At 66.3% G+C, this 23,407-nt stretch carries 21 protein-coding genes and 2 riboswitches; of the genes, 14 read left to right on the top strand and 7 right to left on the bottom strand.

Annotated elements, in window-relative coordinates; genetic code table 11:
• The first annotated feature begins 77 nt into the window (after window positions 1-77).
• A complete protein-coding gene (locus A9974_RS21135) occupies window positions 78-560 on the top strand; it encodes a nucleoside deaminase (RefSeq protein ID WP_183006136.1) in 483 nt (160 codons plus the stop codon).
• Between the two features lie 79 nt (window positions 561-639).
• Here A9974_RS21135 and A9974_RS21130 read toward each other — a convergent pair whose 3' ends face one another.
• Window positions 640-2,391 carry an NAD(P)H dependent flavin oxidoreductase family protein gene (locus tag A9974_RS21130; protein WP_183006135.1) on the bottom strand — a complete coding sequence of 584 codons (1,752 nt, stop codon included), beginning with the start codon at window positions 2,389-2,391 and terminating at the stop codon, window positions 640-642.
• An 87-nt stretch (window positions 2,392-2,478) separates the two neighbouring features.
• On the opposite strand from A9974_RS21130, the gene A9974_RS21125 reads away from it, so the two are divergent.
• The 4 genes from A9974_RS21125 (at window position 2,479) to A9974_RS21110 (ending at window position 6,635) form a co-directional block, all read left to right on the top strand.
• Window positions 2,479-3,975, top strand: a complete 1,497-nt coding sequence (locus A9974_RS21125; RefSeq protein WP_183006134.1) for a PLP-dependent aminotransferase family protein — start codon at window positions 2,479-2,481, stop codon at window positions 3,973-3,975.
• Between the two features lie 371 nt (window positions 3,976-4,346).
• Window positions 4,347-5,135, top strand: coding sequence for a PhzF family phenazine biosynthesis protein (locus tag A9974_RS21120; RefSeq protein WP_183006133.1), 789 nt, complete (start codon window positions 4,347-4,349; stop codon window positions 5,133-5,135).
• 18 nt (window positions 5,136-5,153) lie between these two features.
• Window positions 5,154-5,741, top strand: a complete 588-nt coding sequence (locus tag A9974_RS21115) for a hypothetical protein (protein WP_183006132.1) — start codon at window positions 5,154-5,156, stop codon at window positions 5,739-5,741.
• A gap of 150 nt (window positions 5,742-5,891) precedes the next feature.
• Window positions 5,892-6,635 (top strand): sulfite exporter TauE/SafE family protein, encoded by a 744-nt coding sequence (locus A9974_RS21110; protein WP_183006131.1) that lies wholly within the window; start codon window positions 5,892-5,894, stop codon window positions 6,633-6,635.
• A 92-nt stretch (window positions 6,636-6,727) separates the two neighbouring features.
• Here the strand turns inward: A9974_RS21110 and A9974_RS21105 are convergent, their stop codons facing one another.
• On the bottom strand, window positions 6,728-7,957 hold the full coding sequence (locus A9974_RS21105) for a D-amino acid dehydrogenase (RefSeq protein WP_183006130.1): 1,230 nt from the start codon (window positions 7,955-7,957) through the stop codon (window positions 6,728-6,730).
• 44 nt (window positions 7,958-8,001) lie between these two features.
• Window positions 8,002-8,091: riboswitch (glycine riboswitch) on the bottom strand.
• A 1-nt stretch (window position 8,092) separates the two neighbouring features.
• A riboswitch (glycine riboswitch) is annotated at window positions 8,093-8,184 on the bottom strand.
• A 133-nt stretch (window positions 8,185-8,317) separates the two neighbouring features.
• Between A9974_RS21105 and ampC the strand changes: the two genes are divergently transcribed.
• From ampC to A9974_RS21065, 8 genes are all read left to right on the top strand, one after another.
• Window positions 8,318-9,532, top strand: coding sequence for a class C beta-lactamase (ampC, locus tag A9974_RS21100; protein WP_183006129.1), 1,215 nt, complete (start codon window positions 8,318-8,320; stop codon window positions 9,530-9,532).
• Window positions 9,533-9,669: 137 nt separating this feature from the next.
• Complete coding sequence (locus tag A9974_RS21095; protein WP_183006128.1) at window positions 9,670-11,601, top strand: hypothetical protein; 1,932 nt, start codon at window positions 9,670-9,672, stop codon at window positions 11,599-11,601.
• Window positions 11,602-11,811: 210 nt separating this feature from the next.
• Window positions 11,812-12,783 (top strand): DUF2242 domain-containing protein, encoded by a 972-nt coding sequence (locus A9974_RS21090; protein ID WP_183006127.1) that lies wholly within the window; start codon window positions 11,812-11,814, stop codon window positions 12,781-12,783.
• 106 nt (window positions 12,784-12,889) lie between these two features.
• A complete protein-coding gene (locus tag A9974_RS21085; protein WP_255468272.1) occupies window positions 12,890-13,315 on the top strand; it encodes a CopD family protein in 426 nt (141 codons plus the stop codon).
• A 118-nt stretch (window positions 13,316-13,433) separates the two neighbouring features.
• Entirely contained in the window at window positions 13,434-14,273 is an 840-nt protein-coding gene (locus A9974_RS21080) for a MetQ/NlpA family ABC transporter substrate-binding protein (RefSeq protein ID WP_183006125.1), read from the top strand.
• 7 nt (window positions 14,274-14,280) lie between these two features.
• A complete protein-coding gene (locus A9974_RS21075) occupies window positions 14,281-15,405 on the top strand; it encodes a methionine ABC transporter ATP-binding protein (protein WP_183006124.1) in 1,125 nt (374 codons plus the stop codon).
• Window positions 15,386-16,042, top strand: a complete 657-nt coding sequence (locus tag A9974_RS21070) for a methionine ABC transporter permease (protein ID WP_183006123.1) — start codon at window positions 15,386-15,388, stop codon at window positions 16,040-16,042. Before A9974_RS21075 ends, A9974_RS21070 begins: the two co-directional genes overlap by 20 nt.
• A 41-nt stretch (window positions 16,043-16,083) precedes the next feature.
• Complete coding sequence (locus A9974_RS21065) at window positions 16,084-17,274, top strand: PLP-dependent aspartate aminotransferase family protein (protein WP_183006122.1); 1,191 nt, start codon at window positions 16,084-16,086, stop codon at window positions 17,272-17,274.
• Window positions 17,275-17,332: 58 nt separating this feature from the next.
• On the opposite strand, the gene A9974_RS21060 is transcribed toward A9974_RS21065, so the two are convergent.
• Both A9974_RS21060 and A9974_RS21055 read right to left on the bottom strand, forming a co-directional pair.
• Window positions 17,333-18,394 (bottom strand): hypothetical protein, encoded by a 1,062-nt coding sequence (locus A9974_RS21060; protein ID WP_183006121.1) that lies wholly within the window; start codon window positions 18,392-18,394, stop codon window positions 17,333-17,335.
• Between the two features lie 36 nt (window positions 18,395-18,430).
• Window positions 18,431-18,937 carry a hypothetical protein gene (locus A9974_RS21055; protein WP_255468271.1) on the bottom strand — a complete coding sequence of 169 codons (507 nt, stop codon included), beginning with the start codon at window positions 18,935-18,937 and terminating at the stop codon, window positions 18,431-18,433.
• 123 nt (window positions 18,938-19,060) lie between these two features.
• Here A9974_RS21055 and ppk2 point away from each other — a divergent pair, with 123 nt between their 5' ends.
• Entirely contained in the window at window positions 19,061-20,212 is a 1,152-nt protein-coding gene (ppk2, locus tag A9974_RS21050; RefSeq protein ID WP_183006120.1) for a polyphosphate kinase 2, read from the top strand.
• 74 nt (window positions 20,213-20,286) lie between these two features.
• On the opposite strand, the gene A9974_RS21045 is transcribed toward ppk2, so the two are convergent.
• From A9974_RS21045 to A9974_RS21035, 3 genes are all read right to left on the bottom strand, one after another.
• Complete coding sequence (locus A9974_RS21045; protein WP_220806063.1) at window positions 20,287-21,165, bottom strand: GIY-YIG nuclease family protein; 879 nt, start codon at window positions 21,163-21,165, stop codon at window positions 20,287-20,289.
• Window positions 21,166-21,328: 163 nt separating this feature from the next.
• Window positions 21,329-21,709, bottom strand: coding sequence for an RNA-binding S4 domain-containing protein (locus A9974_RS21040; RefSeq protein WP_183006119.1), 381 nt, complete (start codon window positions 21,707-21,709; stop codon window positions 21,329-21,331).
• Window positions 21,710-21,754: 45 nt separating this feature from the next.
• On the bottom strand, window positions 21,755-23,407 hold a 1,653-nt coding region (locus A9974_RS21035; protein ID WP_255468270.1), incomplete at its 5' end, for a bifunctional diguanylate cyclase/phosphodiesterase.

Raw genomic sequence — 23,407 nt, 5'->3', positions numbered from 1 at the left:
CACCAGCGTCCCGCAAATCGACACGGTCAGGATCAGGACAAACCCTAGGGTCTGTTAACACTAAAAGGAGCCTTCGCATGATTACCCAACAAGACAAGCACTACCTGGCGCGCTGCGTCGAGCTGGCCAGGCAGGCGCTGGCACAGGGCGATGAGCCTTTCGGCTCTATCCTGGTGTCGTCCGGCGGCCAGGTGCTGTTCGAAGATTGCAACCACGTGGCCGGGGGCGACCACACGCGCCACCCCGAATTCGAGATCGCCCGCTGGGCCGCCGCCAACCTGGCGCCCGCCGACCGCGCCGCCAGCACCGTCTACACCTCGGGCGAACACTGCGCCATGTGCGCCGCGGCGCACGGCTGGGTCGGGCTGGGCCGCATCGTCTACGCCAGCTCCACGCCGCAATTGAGCCAGTGGATGCAGGAACTGGGTTTGCCCGCGCCTCGGGTGAAGGCGCTGCGCATCACCGACGTCATTACCGATACTCCGGTGGATGGGCCGGACGAGGAACTGGCGCAGCAGGTCAGGGCGCTGCACCAGGCGCGGGTGAAGCCGTCGGCATGACGTCGTGGGGCCGGGGCCGCTGACGGGCTCTGTGCAGCAGCACATCCCGCCGGCGCTTCTGGACGGATAGGCAGCGCGATTAACGCAGCAGCACATCCTCGTAGAACGCACCGATCGGCAGCGTGCGGTCGCGCACCTGGATCTCCAGCACCCAGATGCCGTCGGCGGGAACGAAATCCGCGTCGGCCAGCTTGTGCTTGCCGTACAGCGCATGCGGAAAATCCGCCACCCGGTGTCCCGGGAGCTCGCGCACCAGCTCGCAGCCATGCTCGCGCGCGAATGCTTCGGCGCGGTCATACAGGGCGGCGCCGCTCAGGCCCTGCAGCCAGGCTTCGCGGGTGCTGTGGAACACTTGGCGCGCGGCCTCGGCGCAGCGCTGGCGGTCGGCGTCGGCGCCCAGCACGAACGTGTCGCCATAGTCGCCTTCGTAGCCGTCCCAGACCGGCCCGATATCCACCACGAACACGTCTTCTTCCCGTAGCCGGCGCTGGAAATCCGTGGGCTGTATGGACGGCGATTGCGTGTCGGCGCCGAACCGCACGTAGGTGGGGTGCCAGTTGTGCGACGCGCCCATGCGCCGCAGGTGCTCGTCGGCCGCGGTGATGGCTTCGCGCGTGGTCATGCCGGGCCGCATCAGCGCGGCGATCTCGCGCACTGCCGTCAGCGAACGACGGCGCGCGCTCAGGATGCCGTCCATGGTGAAGCGTTGCCCGACCCGTTCCCAGGGGTGAGCCGGGGCGGGGACGGCGATGGACCCCGCGCCGGTGGCGGGCAGGAAGGATTCGGACAGGAAGCGATCGTCGGGTAGGCCTGCCAAGCGCAGCCGTTCGCGGGCCGCGCGCACCATGGCGGGGTTGCCGCAGGCGTAGACGACCGTGCGGTCCCAGTCATGGTCCGCGGCGGCAGCGTGGTCCTGCACGTAGGCTTGCCGCGGGGGGGCTGTAGCCGCGTCCGCAGGCGTTGCCGCATCGGTAGTCTGCGTTCCGCCTGGCTGGCCCGGGGCATCGTGCGGCAGTACCGCCTGCCATTGAAAGCCGCTGCCCTTGCCCAGCAGCGCGTTCAGCATGGGCGCGGCATAGCAATCGTCCGCCGTCCGGCCGCCCCAATACAGCGTCACGGTCTTGAACTGCCCGCTTTGCAGCGCAGCCATCAAGATGGGATAGACCCCGGCGTAGCCGGTGCCCGTGGCCAGCAGCACAAGGTGCTCGACGTCATCCGTCCACCCCTCGGCGGGCCAGGTGCATGCACCCAACGGCCCCTCCAGCGACAGCGTGTCGCCGGGCATCAGGCGCGGCAGCAGACGTTCGGTGAAGCCGCCGCCCGGCATGCGGCGGATCTGGAATTCCAACTGCGCCGGACCCGCGGCGACCGGCAAGCTGGCGATGGAAAACGGCCGTCGGCTACCGTCTTCCACCAGGAATTCGACGTGTTGCCCAGGCTGCCAGGCAAATGGGGCCTCGCCGTCCACCTGGACGATCAACTGCGTCACATCGTCTGTCAGCGGCACGCGCGACAGCACGGTGGCCTGGCGGCGCTGCGATGCATGGACGGGGGCGTGCCAGTGCGGGAAGCGCAGCGCCAGGTCGCTCGCCGCGCGGCACTGGCACATCAGCAGCTCATTCTTGGCGGTGACGTAGGACCTTTCGGTGGGCGGCGTTATGTGCTCATGGCAGCCGTCGACCACCGTGGCCCGGCATGAACCGCACTCGCCGCGCTGACAGGAAAAGGGCACGGCCACGCCCTGGGCCAGTGCGGCCTCCAGGATGGACTGGGTACCGTCCGTGGTGAAGTGGCCGGCGTCGAGGGTGATGGTGTACAGGGGCGTAGTCATGGCGCGTTTCCGTGGACATGCCCCGAAAGCGGGGCGCATGGCGTGCAATGTAGCGATACAATGGCTCGGTCAGCTAGGGCCATTTTCATGATCCAGACCAAGCCACTTCGCCAGGAAGCCAGCCTGGATTTGCCGCTGGATCCGCCGCGCGAGGGCGAATCCAGGCAGTCCTGGGTCTACCGGCAGATCCGCGAACGCATCTTGAAAGGCGTGCTGCCCTCGGGCGGGCGGCTGCCGTCCACCCGCAGCCTCGCTGCGCGCTGGCACATCGCCCGGTCCACCGTCGAGGCCGCCTACGATCAACTGCGCAGCGAAGGCTACACGGCGGGCACGGTCGGGTCGGGCACCTATGTCCAGGCGGTAATACCGGACAACTTCTTTCGCGATGGGTTACCGGGAGAAGGCGGCCGGCATTCGGGCATGGCAGAGGGGCCCTCCGTTCGCGTCTTGCCGGTGGCGGGCCTGCCACCCGTGCCGGCGCCGCGGTCGGAGCCGCCGTTCACGGCCCGCAGCGCCGACGCCTCGCTATTTCCCATGGGGGCCTGGCGCAAGGGCTTGATGGCCAGCGCCCAGCGGGTGTCGCCGTCGCAGCTGACCAACGAGGAATCGCAGGGCTGGCTGCCGCTGCGCGAGCAGATCGCGCGTTATCTGGGCGCGGCGCGCGGCATCGCCTGCGACGCCAGCCAGGTGGTGGTGTTGACCGGCATCCGCGACGGCATCGACCTCAGCGCCCGTGTGTTGCTGTCGCGCGCGGACAAGGTGCTGGTCGAAGACCCCGGCTATCTCAACGCGGTGCCGCTGTTCAGCCAATACACGCGCCGCATCACGCCCATCGCCATCGACGAACAGGGCTTTTCGGTGGCGCGCGCGCGGCGTCAGCACGGCGTCAAGCTGGTGCACGTGACCCCTGCGCATCAGTCGCCCACCGGCGTCACCATGCCGGTGTCGCGCCGCCTGGAGCTGCTGGACTGGGCCGCGCAGACCGGCTGCTGGATCCTGGAAGACGACTACGACAGCGAATTCAACTACGACGGCGCGCCGCTCGCGGCCCTGAAAAGCCTGGACAGCGGCGACCGCGTGATCCACTGCGGCAGCTTCAACAAGACCCTGTTCAACGCGCTGCGCATTGGCTATGCGGTCCTGCCGCGGCCGCTGGTGGCGGCCTTCACCCGCGCGCGGCACACCACCGGGCGCTCCAACAGCATCATCGAGCAGATGACGCTGGCCGCGTTCCTGCAGGACGGCAGCTTCGCGCGCCACGTGCGCCGTGCCCGGCCCATCTACGCCGCGCGGCGCGACCAGTTGATGCGGTTGCTGCGCCAGGCCGCGGGTCCTGCGCCGTTGCGGGTCAGCGGTGAGCAGGCCGGCTTTCACCTGGTGTGGTGGTTGCCACCGGGCGTGGATCTGCCAGACCTGCTGCGGCGGGCCGAGGCGCAGGGCATCGGCATCCTGTCGGTGGCCGACTTCTGCCTGCGCGTGCAGTTGCCGCCCGGCGTGGTCATCGGCTACAGCACGCGGCAGGAGGCCGAGCTGGAGCGGGTGGGGGCGCTGTTGCGCGGGGCGGTGCCGCCCGACGCGGTGTGAGCGTCAAGGCGCGGTGACGAAGGCCTGCGCCTGTGCCGGCCGCACGAGCGGGGAGCGCCGCTAGCATGGGCCGGTGCGGTGTGCGTGGAGCAGGTGGGAGGTGTCATTTCAAGTCGTTCCTTCTGGGTTGGAAAAAGCCAAAAGAAACGCCCCCCCGGCGGACCGGGAGGGCGTCTTGAAAGAAGGGTCATCATATCGGGTCGGCGGGGGAAAATCGAGTGCGGGGAAAACTCCTGATCCGCCGCCCATGACGCGGCGTCGCGCGGCGGCCTTCCAGTGCGATGGCCATGTCAAAAGCGGCCCGCAATAGTTCGCCGGCCGCCTTGTAGCAAAATACCGTTTGCCTCATCGCGTATGACACAGGATCCCCCATGCCCCAACTCGACCTCTACCAAGTAGACGCCTTCACCGCCACCCCGTTCGGCGGCAACCCCGCCGCCGTGGTGCCGCTGGACGTCTGGTTGCCCGATGCCACGCTGCAGCGCATCGCCGAAGAAAACAACCTGTCGGAAACCGCTTACTTCGTGCGCCAGGGCGATGGGTATGAACTGCGCTGGTTCACGCCCGCCGTCGAGGTCGACCTGTGTGGTCACGCGACGTTGGCGACGGCCTGGGTGCTGTTCGAACAACTGGGCGTGGAGGACGACCAGCTGCGCTTTGCCACTCGCAGCGGCGAACTGCTGGTGCGCCGCGCCGGCTCGTCGCTGGCGATGGATTTTCCCGTCAAGCAGCCCGTCGCCGAGACGATCCCGGCTGCGTTGCTGCAAGCGCTGGGCCTGAAAGAGGCCCGCGCGCTGTACCGCACCGATGATTACCTGCTGGTGATCGACGACGAAACCCTGATCGATGGCATCAAGCCGGACTTCGCCGCGCTGGCGGCCTTCGATGTGCGCGGCGTGGCCGTGACGGCGCCGTCCACCCGCTACGACTTCGTGTCGCGCTGGTTCGGCCCGCGAGTGGGGGTCAACGAGGACCCTGTCACCGGCTCGGCCCACACCTCGCTGACGCCGTACTGGGCCGAGCGCCTGGGCAAGACGACGCTGACGGCGGAACAGGGCGGCGCCCGCAAGGGGCAACTGCAATGCGAGCTGCCGGGCAATGGCCGCGTCATCATCAGCGGACGGGCGGCGTTGTACCTGCGCGGCACGATCTACCTCTGACCTGGCCGGCCGCGACCCATGATTTCCATCGAACAGCTACGAGACCGCTACGCCCGCTTTGGCGAGCTGCGCCCGCAAGGCCCCGAAGAATGGCGCGGCGAGATGGCGCTGCCGGATGTGGTGGCGGATTTCTACGCCCGGATCGGCCCGTGGGGCGAAACGTATCATGCGCATATCGGCCCGGTCGGCGTCACGCTGTCCGAAACCCATGTGTGCTTTCCTGCCCTGCGCCGCTTGTGGGACTTGCAGGCGGGCTACCGCTGGGATGCCTCGAACGGCCAGCGCGTGCCGGACTGGCAGGACAACTGGCTGGTGGTCGCGGACCTGAACGCCGATCCGTTCATCCTGGACACCGCCAGCGGCCGCATCCTGTATGCGATGCATGGCACCGGCAAATGGGAACCCGATGAATTGGCGCCTGACCTGTGGACGCTGGCCGCCGCGTTGGCCGCGGTGGGCCAGGTCTACCTGGACGCGGACGAGGACCTGCGCGATGACGACTGGGTGATCAAGCCGGCGTACCGCGCCGCGGCGATCCGCGAGTTGACCGCCGTGCTGGGCGATGCGGGCGAGGCCGAACGGTTCTACGAAGTCCTGGAAGGCTAGCCGCCCGGACAGGTGCCTGTCAGGGCATCATTACCGAAAACCTATTCCCTCATCAGCACTTCAAATGACTCGCGGGCGCCACCTGCCTAGAATCCCCGGTCATGACATGAAGAGGCCATAACCGGCCCCAACAAGACGGAGAGGCAGGGCATGGATGCGGTATGGATCGTGGCGCTGGGCGCCGCCGTGGCAGGGTTTGTGCAGGGGCTGTCGGGCTTTGCGTTCGGCATGGTCGCCATGTCGTTCTGGGCCTGGGTGCTGGACCCGCGGCTGGCAGCAGCGCTGGCCGTGTTCGGTGCGCTGACCGGGCAACTGCTGGCCGTGTTCTCGGTGCGCCGGGGGTTCAACTGGCACGTGCTGTGGCCGTTCCTGGCGGGTGGGCTTGCCGGCATTCCGCTGGGCGTGCTGGTGCTGCCGTACCTGGACATGAACTGGTTCAAGGCCGTGCTGGGCGCGTTCCTGGCGCTGTGGTGCCCGGTGATGCTGATGTCGCAGCGGTTGCCGCGCATCGGCGGCAACCGGCTCGGTGACGGTGCGGTGGGGATGGTAGGCGGCGTGCTGGGCGGCATCGGCGGCTTCTCGGGCAGCGTGCCCACGCTATGGTGCACGCTGCGCGGCTTCGACAAGGACACGCAGCGCGCCGTGATCCAGAACTTCAACCTGGCAATGCTGTCGGTGACGATGGCCACCTACCTGGCCACCGGCATCGTCACCCGCGACATGGCCCCCATGTTCGCGGTGGTGGCCCCGGCGATGCTGATCCCCACGCTGCTGGGCACCCGCCTGTACATCGGCATTTCCGAGGTCGCGTTCCGGCGCACGGTGCTGGGGCTGCTGACCTGTTCGGGGCTGACGTTGCTGGCGTCGTCCGTGCCGCAGTTGCTGGCGCGGTAAGGCGCAGTAGGCGGTGGCAATGGCGATCTGACCGCTGCCATTGCTCAACCCGTCATGCCCTCGCGAGACCGTGAGTGGCAGGCAGCTTGTGCTCAAGCCACCGCCACGCTTTCGCGCACACTGGCCGCCAACATCTGCGCCGTGGCCGCCGACAAGGTCCACCCCAGGTGCCCGTGCCCGGTGTTGTAGAACACCCCGGGCCGCTTGCCCGGCCCGACGCGCGGCATCATGTTGGGAGTCATGGGGCGCAGGCCGCACCAGGGCACCACGCGTGACGTGCGCACGCCGGGGAAGTGCCTGCGGGTCCAGTCCACCAGCGGCTGGATGCGTTCGGCGCGGATGTCCATGTTGAAGCCGTTGAACTCGGCGGTACCGGCTACGCGGAAGCGGTCGCCCAGGCGGCTGGTGACGATCTTGGCGGCTTCGTCCAGCAGGCTGACGGTGGGAGCGGCGGCGCGGCTGTCGGCCTCGTCCAGGTGCACGCTGATGGAGTAGCCCTTGACCGGGTAGATGTTCAGCGTGTCGCCCAACTGGCGCGCGAACTGGCGGCTGGCGGCGCCAGCGCAGATCACGATGGCGCTGGCCTCGTGTTGCTCGCGCCGCGCGCCGTCTTCGCGGGCGATGTCCAGCACGTGCGGCAGGCCGTCGCGGCTGATGTGGCGGATGTCGGCGTCCTGCTCGAAGCGCACGCCCAGCCGCACGCAAGCGCGGGCCAGGCCGCTGGTGAATTTATGGATGTCGCCGGTGGCGTCGGACGGCGTGTAGAAGCCGCCGTGGCAGGCCGTCTGCAAGGCTGGCTCGATGGCGCGGGCTTCTTCGGGCGTGACGGCGTGACGCTCCAGGCCGCCTTCGCGCAGCAGCACGTTGGCGCGGCGCGCGGCCTCGAAGCTGGCGGCGTCGTGGTAGATGTGCAGGATGCCGCGGCGTTCCAGGTCAAAGTCGATGCCTTCCGCCTCGGCCATGGCGTACAGGTGCTGGCGCGCCTCGATGGCCAGGCGGGTGGTGGCAATGGTGTTCTGGCGGTAGTTGCGGATCTGCCCCATGAACTGGGCCAGCCACGAATACTTGTGCCATGAGAAGCGCGGATTCAGCAGCAGCGGCGCGTTACGGCGTCCCAGCCAGCGCAGGCCCTTCATGACGGTGGCGGCGCTGTTCCAGACTTCGGCGTTGCTGGCGGACAACTGGCCGCCATTGGCATAGGACGTTTCCATGGCGGGATAGCGCTGGCGGTCGTAGACCGTGACGTCGTAACCCAGTTTGCTCAAGGCGTACGCGGACGTGACGCCGGTGATACCGGCGCCGATGATGGCGATGCGGGGCATGGTGGCTCCAGATAGCGTGGCTGCGGCCAACCGGCAGCAGCACCCCATCTGTCTTGGTACCTGAGAGCTTCACCCGGGCGGCGTGCGCTGCGGGATCCCCTTCGGTGGGCGCGCTAGCGCCTCTCTCCAGATTGTCTACACCACGCAGTCCTGTTGCCTGAGAGTTTCCGGGGCGGTTGCTCCGTCGGCGCCCGCCACGGTGGGCGAGTCTCTTCTGCGGGGTTTTGAATCGACCGGGAAAGAATAGCCAAAATTCCGGCATGGCGAGACTTAGGGTTAGTACTAGGTCGAAGCGATTTCGGCCTACACTTGGCGCGATCTGGCCGGCGCTCGCCGGTGTTACGCGATAGGAAGCATTGCATGCGTTTACTGAAGAGATTCCGCGCGCCGTGGTTGCTGCTGGCCTGGGCCGCCTGCGCGGGGCCGGCCGCTGCCGCCGACGCCAGGGCCACCGCCCAAGCAGCGCCGCACGCACCTGCGGCGAATGCGCCCAGGGCCCTTGCGCCCGCCGACGACGCCGTCAATGCCGCCGTGCTCGAGGTCATGCGCCAATACGACATTCCCGGTATGGCGATTGCCGTCACCCGCAACGGCGAGCAGCGTTTTTTCAACTACGGCGACGCCTCTCGCGCACCGCGTAAGCCGGTATCGCCCGACACGCTGTTCGAGCTGGGCTCGATCAGCAAGACCTTCACCGTGACGCTGGCGGGGTATGCGCAGGCCACGGGCAAACTGTCGTTGCGCGACAGCCCCGCCAAGTACGTGCCCGAAGTGCAAGGCAGCGCGTTTGCCAGGACGACACTGATCAACCTGGCCACGCACACGGCTGGGGGCTTTCCCTTGCAGGTGCCGGACGCGGTGCAGGACACGGCCCAGTTGATGGCCTATCTGAAGGCCTGGACGCCGCAATACGCGCCCGGCACGCACCGCACCTACGCCAATCCCAGCATCGGCATGCTGGGCGTGGCGGCGGCGCGCAGCCTGGGCCAGCCGTACGTGACGGCAATGGAGCAGGGGCTGTTTCCCAAGCTGGGGCTGCGCGCCACCTACCTGAACGTGCCGCCTGAAAAAATGCCGGACTACGCCTGGGGCTACAACAAGCAGAACGCGCCGGTGCGGGTGAATCCGGGCGTGCTGGCGGACGAGGCCTATGGCGTGAAATCGACCGCCCGCGACATGATCCGCTTTGTCGAGGTGAACCTGGGCGTGGCGCCCGCGGAGGCCGACGTCCAGCGCGCCATCGCCGCTACGCACACGGGCTATTACCAACTGGGCGCGATGACGCAGGACCTGATCTGGGAGCAATACCGCTACCCGGTATCGGTGGATGACCTGGTGGCCGGCAACTCGGCCAAGGTGGCGTTCGAGACTTTGCCGGTGCAGGCCTTGCAGCCGCCGAGCGCGCCGCAGGAGGCGGTGTGGATCAACAAGACCGGCGCGACCAACGGCTTTGGCGCCTACGTGGCGTTCGTGCCGTCGCGCAAGCTGGGCATTGTGATCCTGGCGAACCGTAATTATCCCAATGAGGCGCGCGTGCGGTTGGCGTTGCGGGTGCTGGAGACGCTGAATCGTTGACGGCGCGTGGGCGGAGTGCCCAGGCAGCGGACGCGTTTTTCCCATGTTGGCAGCCGTTCGGCGCGGGAAAGACGGAGCCGGGATTCTTTCCGGTATAAAGGCCATGCGCAATGTCGCGCATGTGTCCAGGAATCTCTATGCACGAAGAAGACCTGCCCGGAGATCGCGTCAATATCGACGACTTGAAGGGGCCGATTACCGCGCTTGACACTCCATGGTTGGATGCGCAGATCGAGGCGCTGCCACTGCATGGTCACCTCTCTCCGGATAACTTCGAAAGGTTGATCTACCGTATTGCGGCCCAAGGCATGCGCGATGAAATGCAGGCCTATCGTTATGGTGGAAGGGGTTCAACCCAGGGCGGCATCGACGTAATCGTTCTGGACCCGAGTGGTAATCGCCACGATGTGTATGAGGCAAAGAGGGTGCAGTCCATTTCGAAGGGCGACATGACGAAATGGGTGGAAAAGTTCCTGAATGGCAAGCATGCAAGCCGGGCCAAGCGTTACGTGCTGTGCACCACCTTTCTCGTTGAACAGGATACAGGCCTGCTGGACGAGTGGATTTCCATCGCGGAGTGTCTTGGTGAGCGGGGCATAGGTTCGGAGTTGATGCACGGCGCCCGTATTCAGGAATGGCTGAAGCGTCGGCGTGAAATTGTTGTGGACATGTTTGGCGAGGCAGCAGCCAAGCGATTCTGCGTGCCAGGTCCCTCCGAATTTTCTCCGCCTGAAGCCAAGTCCTTCCGTCGTCGGTATGTTGGTGAGCACGGACGGCTCGTCGCGATAGAGAACGTGACGGTTCGTTGCGAGATCATGATGCCGGCGCTGGATGAGCCGAGCGTCACTTCCGTTGTGTCGTTTGCGCGTAGCGATCTGCGCGGAGTGTCGATCCAGTTGAGCGCGTCAGAGATCGTCCGGTGGTGCCAATGGCGATCTCATGCAGAGCCAACGGAAGAAAGGCCTTATGCGGTCGACTGTGCGGACGGTAGCGGCAATTACGTCTTTCTAGCCCATTCCGCACGATTCATGCTTGAAAAAGAAGAGGTCTTGAATCTGGATTGGGTGTTCACTCAAGGATGGGCACTGCTTATCGATTGCGCTCGTGCAGCGATTCATCATTGGAGATGCCTGCCATTTGACCGAATTCCGTCCGCGTCGATCAGACCGGTCTATGCCCTGGCTTCGGTCGACAGGGACTTTTGGTCCAGCACGTTGGCTTTTGCCCGAGCCCATAGAGCAGGCGATGGGGACAGCGTATGGCATATTTTCGACACTGCACACCACCACCTGAAGGTCTATTCGGACTCGAGTTCGACGTTGTTTGATCCAGGCTATCACGCGATTCTGTATGCCTATAACAACGGAACAATGTGGACGACCGGCGGACGACATGTGCTGATCGGCTGGAGCCGCATCGACTTGCGTATCGGTGAGCCGGATACGCTGGATCCGCGACGCGTTTGGGATGCGACTTATACGCATGATTGGCTCTTTGACCAACTTTTCCCCCGGGTGATCGAGTGGCTAGGAGAGAATCGTGCTCCTCGGGCGAAGACGCTGATGGAAAAGATTGGACGTCATACCCCGATCGTGCCGAGAAGGCATGAAACCTCAGAATTTGCGATCTCTTATGCTGAAGACGCGCAAGAATATGCGGCAGTGCCGGGCGAGTCGCTGCAATCGTTGCTGCACTGTGTGACTGCGCTGCAACGTCACTTTGCCTGCTCGTCTGGTGTGGTCCCACATGAAGCCGCGCTATGGCAGTCGATTTTGGTCGCCACTGCGCGCGTTGCGCGTTATGCGACACACCTGGATGAAAGGTATATACGGTCCAACATCGGATTGCGTGCAGATGCAGCGTTGGTCCCCGCACTGCAGGAAGCCGTTGAGTGTGGGCTCGGTGCTGTCGGCCACTTTGCTGTGGAGCTTGCGCTCAGAAGTCTGATTGCAGTTCTGGAAAGCTGTAAGTCCCTGCCCAGGGCAGACTTGTCGTTCGTGGCTAGCAAACTCCAATGTGTGCTTGATCGGCGTAACGAAGATCTGGTTTGCGATCACCTGTGCAAATGAGGGAGGGGCGCGAATTCAGACACGAGGTGATACTGGTATCTGTCCCCAAAAAACTGCTTGCATTCCTTCCGATGCGGTAATGTTCGGTACCCTCCAGATCTGGCCAATGGGCTATAAAACTGTTTCAACGTATCACTCTATCGATCGCTGAATGGTTTCAGGGCGGTGGTCTGCCAGATAATCGCCCCGTTGCTCTCAGGTCGTACCTATATGCCCCGCATCACCCCTCGTCTTGCCCTTCCGTTGTGCGCTGCCCTGGCAGCCGTCCTGGTGGGATGCGCCGCTCCCAAAGCCGCGTTTGAAAAGGAAGATTTCACCCAGAACGACACCTACTCCCGGACGTTCCCGGCGGGTAGCGGCACGGCCTGCGACGCCGGACGGCGAGCGTTGCTCAGCCAGGGCTACAACATCGACAAGTTCGAGGGCACGCGCGTCACGGGGCACAAGAACTTCCAGGGCGACGACGGCCAGCACACGCAGATCAGCTTCAATATCGATTGCGCGTCCGACGGCGCCGCCAACGAGCGCGCCACGGTGTTCGCCAACGCGGTGCAGGATCGCTATTCCATCAAGCGCACCACCAGCTCGGCCAGCGTGGGCGTGAGCGTGCTGGGGCAAGTGTCGATGCCGTTCGGCGCCAGCGACGATTCGCTGGTCAAGACCGCCAGCCAGACCGTGTCGCGGCCCGCGTTCTACGAAGGCTTCTTCCAGCTGCTGCAACGCTTCCTGCCGGATGCGCAGGCCGCCGCCGCGCCCCATGTGCCGCCAGCCGGCCGCGGCAAGCCCGCCGCGCCCAAGCCGCCTGCCGACCCGGTGACCACACCGGACGCGCCGGCCGATACGCTGAATCCTTCCACGGCCAGCGGCGCGCCGGCGGCCGGCGATAAGCCGGCGCCCGAACCGGCCCGCGCGCTACCGGCCGCCACGCCGGCCAATACGGAAGGGGCGGTTGCCACGCCAGCCAGCCCGGCGGTGAAGACGGATCCGGGCAAGGCGGCCCCGGCGGCAACGCCGTCCGCGCCGGCGACTGCCGCGCCTGCCGCGGCAACGCCGTCCACGACGACGGCCCCGCCCGCTGCTGCAACACCATCCGCCAAGACAACCCCCCCTGCTGCCGCAGCACCGTCCACCGCGACAACACCGCCCGCCGCGCAGCCGGCGGCATCCGAGGCCGCGAAGTAGTCCACACGTATTTCCTGGGGCGCGTCGCCCGCCGGTTTGTTCCAACGCAAACGCCGGCCGCACCCGCTGCCCCGCGCCTGCCGGCCGTCCGGCGATAATGCCGCGCATGACCTACCAACTCCTGAAAATGCTGCATGTCGCCGCCGTGGTCGCATGGCTGGGCGGTTCCCTGTTCGTGTCCTTGTTCCTCTTGTCGTCGCAACCGCCCGACAGCGACGAGGCCCCCAAGGAACGCAAGATGCTGGGCGCGCTGCGCCGCTGGACGCTGTTCGTGACCACGCCGGCCATGGCGCTGGCGTGGCTGGTCGGCCTGCATCTGGCGATGACCTTCGGCTGGTTCGCCATGGACTGGCTGTGGATCAAGGCGGGCCTGGCCCTGGCGCTGTCGGCGCTGCTGGGTATCCAGAGCGCCGCGCTGCGCCGTCTGGCCAACGGCAGCGCCAAGCGCCCGCCGCTGGTGGACCTGTACGCGCCATTCACCGTCATTGCCGCCGCCGTCATCGTGACGCTGGTGGTCGTCAAACCGTTCTAAGGCCACATAAACAAACACCCCTGTAATAAGGACTCAACCAACTATTCGTTCGCGCGCACGGGGCCCATCCCTAGAATCGTCTCTCTCATAACCGTATTGACTTAGAGGCGATTTCCATATGACTCCCCGTACTTTCTCCGTTCGCGCGGGCACGCTCGTCAAGGGTCTGCTGGGCGCCGTGCTGGCCGCTGCGGCCATGTTCCACGGACCGGCGTTCTCGGCCGATCCCAAGCCGCTGAAGGTGGGGGTGCGCGGCGGCGTCGACGAGCAGATCTGGGAAGTGGTGGCGCAGGTCGCCAAGAAGAACGGCCTGGCCGTCGAGCCCGTGGTCATCACCGGCACCGCCAGCCCCAACGAGGCGCTGAACAACGGCGACCTGGAAGCCAACGCCTTCCAGCACATTCCCTTCCTGAACGACCAGATCAAGCAGCGCGGCTACAAGCTGGTGCCGGTGGCGAACACGCTGATCTCGCCCATTGCCTTCTATTCCAGGAAGTACAAGTCGCTGAAGGACCTGCCCGACGGCGCCAAGGTTGGCATTCCCAACGATCCCAGCAACCAGACGCGCGCGCTGGTCATTCTGCGCGACCACGGCCTGATCACGCTGCGCGATGGCTTTGATCCCGCCACCGGCACCGCCACGCTGGCGGACGTGACGTCCAACCCCAAGAAGCTGAACTTCGTCGAAAGCGCGTCCGTGGTGCTGGCGCGTTCGCTGCCGGACGTGGACACCGCCGCCATCGTCAACAGCTTCGCCTACCAGGCCGGGCTGATCGCCACGCGCGACGGCATCGCGGTGGAAAAGAAGGAAAACAATCCCTACGTCAACATCATTGCCGTGCGTGAAAAAGACAAGAACGCGCCCTGGGTGCCCGAGCTGGTCAAGGCCTACCACTCCGAGGAAGTGCGCCAGTTCATCCTGAGCAAGTACGAAGGCTCGGTGATCCCGGTCTTCTAAGCACGCCATGATCCAGCACGAATTCTCCCTGCCGCCCGAGGCCGCGCTGGCCGCGGTCGGTGCCACGCAAGGCGCGGCGGACGCGCATATCGTCTTCGACGCCGTGCAGAAGCACTACCCGGGGCCGCAAGGCCCGGTGGTGGCGCTGTCCGACATTTCCTTTTCGATTGCGCGCGGCGAGGTGTTCGGCATCATCGGGCGCAGCGGCGCGGGCAAGTCGACGTTGCTGCGCTCCATCAACATGCTCGAGCGCCCCAGCGCCGGCCGGGTGCGGGTGGACGGCCTGGATGTGGGCAGCCTGGATGAAGACGCGCTGGTGGGGTTGCGGCGCCGCATCGGCATGATCTTCCAGCACTTCAACCTGCTGTCTGCCAAGACGGTGGCGGAAAACGTGGCGCTGCCGCTGCGCGTGGCGGGCGTGAAGCCCGCCGTGGCGCGGGTCCGGGTGGACGCGCTGCTGGACCTGGTGGGGCTGCGCGACAAGGCCGATACCTATCCGGCCAAGCTGTCCGGCGGCCAGAAGCAGCGCGTGGGCATCGCCCGTGCCTTGGTGCACAACCCCGAGATCCTGCTGTGCGACGAAGCCACGTCCGCGCTGGATCCGGAAACCACGCAATCGATTCTGGCGCTGTTGCAGGACATCAACCGCAAGCTGGGGCTGACGGTGGTGCTGATCACCCACGACATGGCCGTGATCCGCGAGGTCTGCCACAAGGTGCTGGTGCTGGACGGTGGCCGCAAGGTGGAGCATGGCGACGTCTGGCGCGTGTTCGGCGATCCGCAGGCGGACGCCACCCGCGCCTTGCTGCGGCCCTTGCAGCACGACCTGCCCGCCGATCTGGCGGCGCGGCTGGTGCCTGACCTGCCGGCCTTGAACGGCCAGCCGGGCGTGGCAGTGCTGCGCCTGCGCTTTACCGGCCAGGGCCGGCCGGAAGGCGTGTCGTTGCAGGCGCTGGCGGCGCTGGGGCCGGGCGCGACGCTGCTGCATGGCGGCCTGGACCGCCTGCGCGGCCATGCCCAGGGCAGCCTGCTGGTGTCGGTGCCCGCCGCCGTTCTACAGGAAGAGGCCGCGCGCGCCGCGCTGGTGGCCGATCAGATCAAGGTGCTGGGATATGTCGCTGTCGATGCTTGATAAATACCTGCAGGCTTTTCTGCAGACGCTGACCATGGTGGGTATTTCCGCCGCCATCGCGATCATCGCCGGCTTGACGCTGGCGGTGGTGCTGACCGTCACCGCGCCGGGCAACCTGTATCCGAAGCCGCGTCTGAACAAGGCGCTGTCGGTCACGGTGAATACCTTCCGCGCGATCCCGTTCATCATCCTGCTGGTGGCGATGCTGCCGTTCACGCGGATGCTGGTGGGCACCACGCTGGGTACCTGGGCCGCGATCGTGCCGCTGTCGGCCAACCTGGTGCCGTTCTTCGCGCGCATCGCCCAGGTCAGCCTGAACGATGTGGACCACGGGCTGGTGGAAGCCGCCCGCGCCATGGGCTGCCGCCGCTGGCACATCGTGCGCCACGTGCTGCTGCCCGAGGCGCTGCCCGGCATCATTGGCGGCATGACCGTCAGCGTCATCGCCATGATCAACGCCTCGGCGATGGCCGGCGCGGTGGGCGCCGGCGGCCTGGGCGACCTGGCGATCCGCTACGGCTACGAGCGTTATGAAACCCGCGTGATGTTCGAGGTCATCGTGATCCTGATCGCGCTGGTGTCGATCGTGCAATTCACCGGCGAATGGCTGTCGCGCCGCGCCGACCACAAGCGTTGATGGCGCGTCGCGCCATCCCTCTGTTTTCTTTGGAGTCCGTCATGTCCGATTCGCCGCAACACGGTTTTGCCACCCGCGCCATCCACCTGGGCTACGAGCCGCTGGACGAGCAGGGCGCGTTGTCGCCGCCGCTGTACCTGACGTCTACCTACACCCAGGACAGCCTGGAAGCGTTCGACCAGATCCGCCTGGGCGAAAAGGCGGGCTACGTCTATGGCCGCACCCGCAACCCGACCCAGGCTTTGCTGGAAGAGCGCCTGGCGTCGCTGGAAGGCGCCGAGGCCGGCGTGGTGACGGCGTCCGGCATGGCGGCCATCTCGGCCACCCTGCTGTCGCTGCTGCAAAGCGGCGACGAGATCGTGGTGGACCAGATCGTGTACGGCACGGCCTTCACACTGTTCGCGCAAGGCCTGCCGCGCCTGGGCATCCGCGCGGTGTTCGCGGATTTCACGCGCCCTGAAACGGTCGCGGCCGCCATCGGCCCCAAGACCCGCGCGGTCTACTTTGAAACGCCGGCCAACCCGAACCTGCGCCTGGTGGACATTGCCGCCGTGTCGGCGATCGCGCGCGGCAAGGGCCTGCTCACCATCGTCGACAACACCTTCGCCACGCCGGTGCTGCAACGGCCGCTGGAACACGGCGCCGACATCGTGCTGCATTCGGCTACCAAGTACCTGGGCGGCCACGGCGACCTGCTGGCCGGCGCCGTGGTGGGGCGCAAGGAACACATCGACGCGATCCGGCTGCAAGGCCTGCGCTATTTCACCGGCGCGACGCTGTCGCCGTTCACGGCATTCCTGGTGCTGCGCGGCATCAAGACGCTGGAGCTGCGGGTCGCGCGCCACAGCGAATCGGCGCTGAAGGTGGCCAAGTTCCTGCGCGAACACGGGGCTGTGCGCGACGTGTTCTATCCCGGCCTGTCCGGCACGGCCGGCTTTGACATCGCGCAGCGCCAGCAATCGGCGGGCGGCGGCCTGGTGGCGTTTGAATTGAAGGGCGGGCTGGATGCGGGCCGCCGCCTGCTCAACAGCCTGAAGCTGGCGCGCATCGCGGTCAGCCTGGGCGATCCGGAAACGCTGATCCAGCATCCGGCGTCGATGACGCACGCCAGCTACACCGCCGAGGACCGCGAGAAGTATGGTTTGTCCGAAGGGCTGTTGCGCCTGTCGGTCGGGTTGGAAACCGCCACGGACATCCTGGCGGACCTCAAGCAGGGGCTGGACCGGGTCTGAGCCCGCCGGCCGCGGTCAGGGCCGTGCGCGGTGCCTGGCCGATGCCGCGACCCGGTGGTCAGCGCAGGTCCGACGTCAGGTTGTCGAACTGCTGCAGTTCCAGCCGGGTCCGTTCCTCGGTCAGCCGGCGCACGGTCTGCTGGTGCGCCTGGAAGCGCGCCAGCAGCCGGTCCTGGTCGAACACGATTTCGTTGTGCTCGGCGCGCCAGGAACGGCGGTTGTCGTCAAGCAGGTTGATCATCTTCTCGAACTCGGCCAGCGTCTGGCGCTCGATGTCCCAGTTGCGCGCAAGCGTTGCCTTCTGCGTTGGACGCGCCTTGAGCGCGCCTTCGATCATCTGGTTCTTCTGCTGCTCGCTCAGGTCCAGCCCGCGGATCATCAGGGGCACGTCCGCCAGGAGCTTCTGGTTCTGCTGGCTGTACTTCTGCACGATGCGCTGCGATTGCTCCAGGATCAGCCGGCTTTCCACCAGGCCGCGATCGCGCGCCAGCCGGTTGGCGATGAACAGCTCCGACAGCCGCACGTCGTCCAGCTCCTTCATGTAGGCGCGGTACTGCGCCAGGCGCTGGCCCAGCAGGATCTTCACGCCGCGTTCGATCTGGCCATAGGCCCCGCGGGCCTTGGGCGTCGGGTCGATGTCGGGCACGTCGCCCGGCGGATGATCGGCGGCATACATGGCGGTCCGCATCAGCTCGCCGACGTGGCGGATCTCGGCGTAGGCGATCGCCTTCTGCTTGCCCTGGTAGAACCCCACGCCGCTCACGGCGCCGAGCACCCCCAGCAAAGCCAGCCCGACGCCGAACGCGATGCGCACGCGATTGCGTGGCGTGCGAAATCGCTTGAACACTGACAGGATCAGGATGGCTATACAGGCCGGAATGGTCACTGCGAGGCCGGCGCCGATGACGTGTCCCACGGCCGTCGGGGTGTCCGTGGACGACGGCGCTTTACTGCCCAGCAAGACCGTCAACGCCCACAGTCCGGCGTAGATCGCGTAGGTCCAGAACTTCAAGGCGGGACTGGCGGCGGGCGGGGTGCGCAAGGCCGCAGCCAATGGGTCCGGCTGCGGGGCGGGCGGCGCGTTGTCCAGGCTCAGGGTCGGTTCGGTGCGCGTGTCCACGGTCAGCGGCAGCCAAGAAATATTTGGATGTAAATGTTACTGTGCGGGCTTTTCGGGCGCAATGGATACGCGTTGCCAGATGACCCATTCGCCGGCGCCGTCGAAGTGGCGCGGCCCCCGCGCGGCGGTGGCCAGCGCCGCGCGCATGGCATCGCGATCCAGGCCGGGCATGTGCCGCAACAGGTCGGGCGGCAGCGCCTTCGGATCCAGGATGTCCTGGTTGAATTCCACCGCCATCAGCGCGCCGTCGTCTTGCACCCGGACGTACCACAGGCCTTCCATGTAGTCGCCCGACCAGGGGTCGGGAAAGACCGCCTGCGAGAAGCGAAAGCCGAATTCGTGCACCGCTTCCCAGGGCCAGGATTGGCGCAGGCCCATGGCGCCGGCCAGGTCGCTGGTTCGCGTGAATCCCGCGTCGTCGAAGCGGATGGTTTCAGCAAGCGGATCGGGTGCGGCGGGCGGGCCCGACAGCAGCCGTTTAAGACGTGACCACATGGCGATAGGGGCGGCAAAGGCGATGGCGGCAGTGTAGCGGCAGGCCATCGGACAACGGCCTGGCCAGCTACAGGCGCAGACTGCAAAAGTGTTACAAGTCTTGATCCATATCAACGCCGCGCGCCGCGGCGCACGTTAGGGTTGCGCTGAAGCGCAACAAGGACAGGTTCGATGACCGACAAGACCCCGCAAGTTTCCGACCCGGCTCAGGCCGCTAAACCCCAGGCGGCCAAACGCACCGCCGCCGCGCGCCGCGTGCCGGCAGCCAAGCGCGTGCAACCGGCAACGCCGGCCGTTCTGCCCCCCATCGAACGCGCCGTCACGGCCCGCAAGCGCGTCAGCGCGCGCGAAAGCGCGGCGCGCCAGGAAACCGCGGCCGTGCTGGCCGACATCGCCCGCCGCTACAACGTCGGCGAATCCGGCCAGGCCCACGAGGCGCTGCGCTCGGTGATCGAGGAGCTGTCGCCGGACGACGCGCAGGCCGTGCATCGCGCGCTGCTCGAGGTCAACGCGCAGGCGCCCGTCACCCGCCGCAATCCCGACGACGAGCTGGCCACCGATTGGCGCGAAGGCGTCTACCCGTACCAGCACCGCATGCTGCGGCGCAATTACGAGACGCAGAAATACGCGCTGCAGGTGGAACTGCTCAAGCTGCAGGCCTGGGTCAAGGCGACCGGCCAGCGCGTGGTGATCCTGTTCGAGGGCCGCGACGCGGCCGGCAAGGGCGGCACCATCAAGCGCATGATGGAACACCTGAATCCGCGCGGCGCGCGCGTGGTAGCCCTTGAAAAACCATCGGACACCGAACGCGGCCAATGGTATTTCCAGCGCTATGTGCAGCACCTGCCCACCGCGGGTGAGATCGTGATGTTCGACCGCTCCTGGTACAACCGCGCCGGCGTGGAACGCGTGATGGGCTTTTGCACGCAAGCGGAATACCTGGAATTCCTGCGCCAGGTGCCCGATTTCGAGCGAAACCTGGTCGCCAGCGGCATCCACCTGGTGAAGTTCTGGTTCTCGGTCAGCCAGGAAGAGCAGCGCCGCCGCTTCCTGCAACGCAAGGTGCATCCGCTCAAGCAGTGGAAGCTGAGCCCGGTGGACCTGGCCTCGCTGGACAAGTGGGACGACTACACCCGCGCCAAGGAAGCGATGTTCGCGCACACCGACACGGCCGATGCGCCGTGGATCGTGGTCAAGTCCGACTGCAAGAAACGTGCGCGCCTCAATGCCATGCGCTACCTGATCGGCCGCCTGCCGTACGAAGGCAAGAGCGCCGCGCCGGAGATGGCGCTGGATTCGTTGATCGTGGGGCGGGCGCTGTAAGGGGAGTTGAAGGGCTTGCACCAGGTGTATGCCCTTGCCAGCCCCCTCTGGGAAAAATGAGGTGCGTGGAGCCCTTACCGCTGGTATCCGCGCAGCCTCGCCCGGCATTCCGGAAAGAGCACGCAGACGATTTCATCGTATTGACGGTCGAGTTCAGCCGGGGTGTCCAGCATTTGCAGGAATCGCTCTAGCGCCCGTTCCTGATTTTCAGTCGCTTCCGGTTGATACGCTTGCCAGGCATGCAGATACAGATGCCGTAAACCAGCTGCGCCGTTCTTGGTCCTGAGCATGGCATTGGCGAGCACATCGTAGGTGCTCGGCACCTTGCTGCCAACAGGGCGATGCAACTTTATGGACAGCAGCACTGCCAGGATGCTGAGCTTCCTCCCCCAGAAGCGGATGCTCAGCATCGGGTCGAACGCATCGCGCCATTCGCGGTAACGCGTCAGCCGATGCGCGGCAGCGTGCATCCGTTCATCCTGACCATCTTCAGGCTCACTGTCGTGGTATGCCGTTGCAATAGTCAGGAATCCGTCTACGGCGTCGTTCCAGCTGTCGTCAGTATTGACAGCGGTTCGGCTTAGTCGGGCGGACTGGATGCGTTCCCACTGACCATGCGCCTTCAATGCGGGCGTTGCCCAGGCTTCATCTCGCTGGGTGTAGTGGCCGCCGCGTACTTTTTTTACGCCATGCAGACCCATGAGTTGGGCCGTATATTCGCTTTCCCGCTTCTCTGCGATGTGCTTGTCAAGAGTGTGCAGGGGTTCCCGATAGATGACGCGCATGGGGGGATGCAGGCGAGTCCACTCCGCACCTTCGCCCGCTTGATGTTCTCGAAAGCGGCGGTCGACATCCGTTGAGATTCCCACGTAGAAATGGCCATCAGCCAGTTCCAGGACGTATAGGTGGAAAGGGGATGACGCCAGTTGTTGCGGGTGTGCTGTGTTTTTCATGGGCAATGCTGCACTCGGCATTCTTCACCCTCCGTCACGTGAAGTCGCCATACTAAGCGCCATAAAATGGTTTGAGGCGTTGTCGACAATGTCGGAATGCAAATGCTGAAGCGCCGCTGGCTGCCGGCGGCGCATTTTGAATGCGGCGGCGGCTCCTGCCGGTTTACTTCCCGCGCATCTGATCAATCAGCCGCCGATCGCGCTTGGTCGGCCGGCCCGCCGCGATGTCCAGCGCCGGCTCGGGCGCCAGGCGCCGCATTTCCGCGGCGTGGGTGCGCGCGGCGGCGCTTTCCGGAGTTTCTTCGTACAGCTGGCGCGCCACCGGCGCCGGGCCGCGCACGCCGCTGACGGCCATCACGCGCACGTGCAGGACAGGGTCTTCCTTGCGGATGCTGACCAGGTCGCCGGCCGCCACTTCGCGCGCCGGCTTGGCGGGTTGGCCGTTGACCTGCACGCGGCCCTTGCCGATTTCGTCCACTGCCAGGCTGCGCGTCTTGTAGAAGCGCGCCGCCCAGAGCCATTTGTCGAGCCGTATCTTTTCCATCTTGGTGTTCGCAGCGATATCAGGCAGACATGATAGCGGCTTGCGTCAGGGCGGCGTGTCGCGCAGCAACGCGGCAAAGGCGTTGGCGGGCAGTGCGCGGCTGAACAGAAAGCCCTGCATGGCGTCGCAGCCTTCCTCGATCAGCATCTGCCGCTGCGCTTCGGTCTCGACGCCTTCGGCCAGCGTGCGCATGCCCAGCGAATGCGCCAGCCGCACCACGCCCCGGATCACGGCCGTCGCGGTGGGCATCTTGCCCAGCGCCCAGACGAATGACTGGTCGATCTTGAGCGTGTCGATCGGCAGCCGCACCAGGTAGGCCAGACTGGAATAGCCCGAGCCGAAGTCGTCCAGCGATGCGGAGATGCCGGCCTGGCGCAGTTCCATGAGGATGCTCGAGGCCTTTTCGACGTCGCTCATCAGCGAATTCTCGGTGACCTCCACGTCCAGCAGCGTCGGCGGCACGCCATGCACCTGCGCCAGGCGCACGATGGTGGCGGCCAGGTCGGGCGCCACCAGTTGGCGGGCCGACAGGTTGAACGAGATGCGCGGCACCGGCAGGCCGTCGGCCAGCCATTCGCTGATGTGCTGGCAGGTGGCGTTGGCGACCCATTCGGTCAGCGCCGATTCCAGCGGCGAATCCAGGATCACGTCCAGGAACGCGGCGGGCCCGAGCAGGCCGCGTGTGGGATGGCGCCAGCGCAGCAGCGCCTCGGCGCCGCACAGCGAGCCGTCGTGCATGCTGATCTGCGGCTGGAAGTGCAGTTCGAACTGGCTGTTGGTCAGCGCGCCCTGGATGTCGCCGCGCAGCGACAGGCGCGCGCCCAGGCCCTGCATCAGCTCGCGGTGATACAGCCGCACCTGGAAGCGGCCCGCCGACTTGGCTGCGTACATGGCGGCGTCGGCGTAGTTCAGCAGCATCTCGGCGGATTCGCCGGGCGAGGTCAGCATCGCGATGCCGATGCTGGCGCCCAGCGACACCGAGCGGCCGTGGATGTCGCTGGGCCGCGACACCGAGTTCAGGATCGAATTGGCCAGCGCCTCGGCCGCGCGTTCGTTGGTGCCGCGCAGCACCAGCAGGAATTCGTCGCCCCCGACCCGGGCGCAGAAGATCGCGGGCGTCAGGAACTTGCGCAGCCGTTCGGCCACGTCGCACAGCAGCAGGTCGCCCTCGGCGTGGCCGAACGCGTCGTTCACTTCCTTGAACCGGTCCAGGTCCAGGAACAGCACCGCCAGCGAGGCGTTCTGCGCCGTCAGCCCCGGCGACGCCTCGGCGATGGCGCAGGACAGCGTCTCCATGCATTGGCGCCGGTTGGGCAGGCCCGTCAGGTAATCATGGGTGGCCTGATACCTGAGCTGGGCGGTTTCCTCGCGTTCGCGCGAGACGTCGCGAAACAGCACCGCCAGCCCGCCGTCATGGGGAAAGGCGCGTGCTTCGAACCAGGTGGCCAGCGGCGCGTAGTAGCCGGTATGGCCGGCGGGGCGGTCCGTTTGCAGGGCCCCGCGGCAGGCGTCGTAGTAGCCCGTGCCGACCAGGTCCGGACAGGTGTCCCACAGGCCCTGTCCGACCAGTTCCTGCCTGCTGCGGCGCAACAGCCGTTCGGCGGCGGGATTCAGGTAGCGTACGCGCCACTCGCGGTCCATGCAGAGGAAGCCGTCGGCCAGGCTGTCGAGCGTGGCGCCGCCGGGCCCGGCCGCAAG

Source organism: Achromobacter sp. UMC71 (assembly GCF_014170305.1).
Lineage (GTDB): Bacteria > Pseudomonadota > Gammaproteobacteria > Burkholderiales > Burkholderiaceae_B > Achromobacter.
This window is presented reverse-complemented; position numbering and strand designations above follow the sequence as displayed.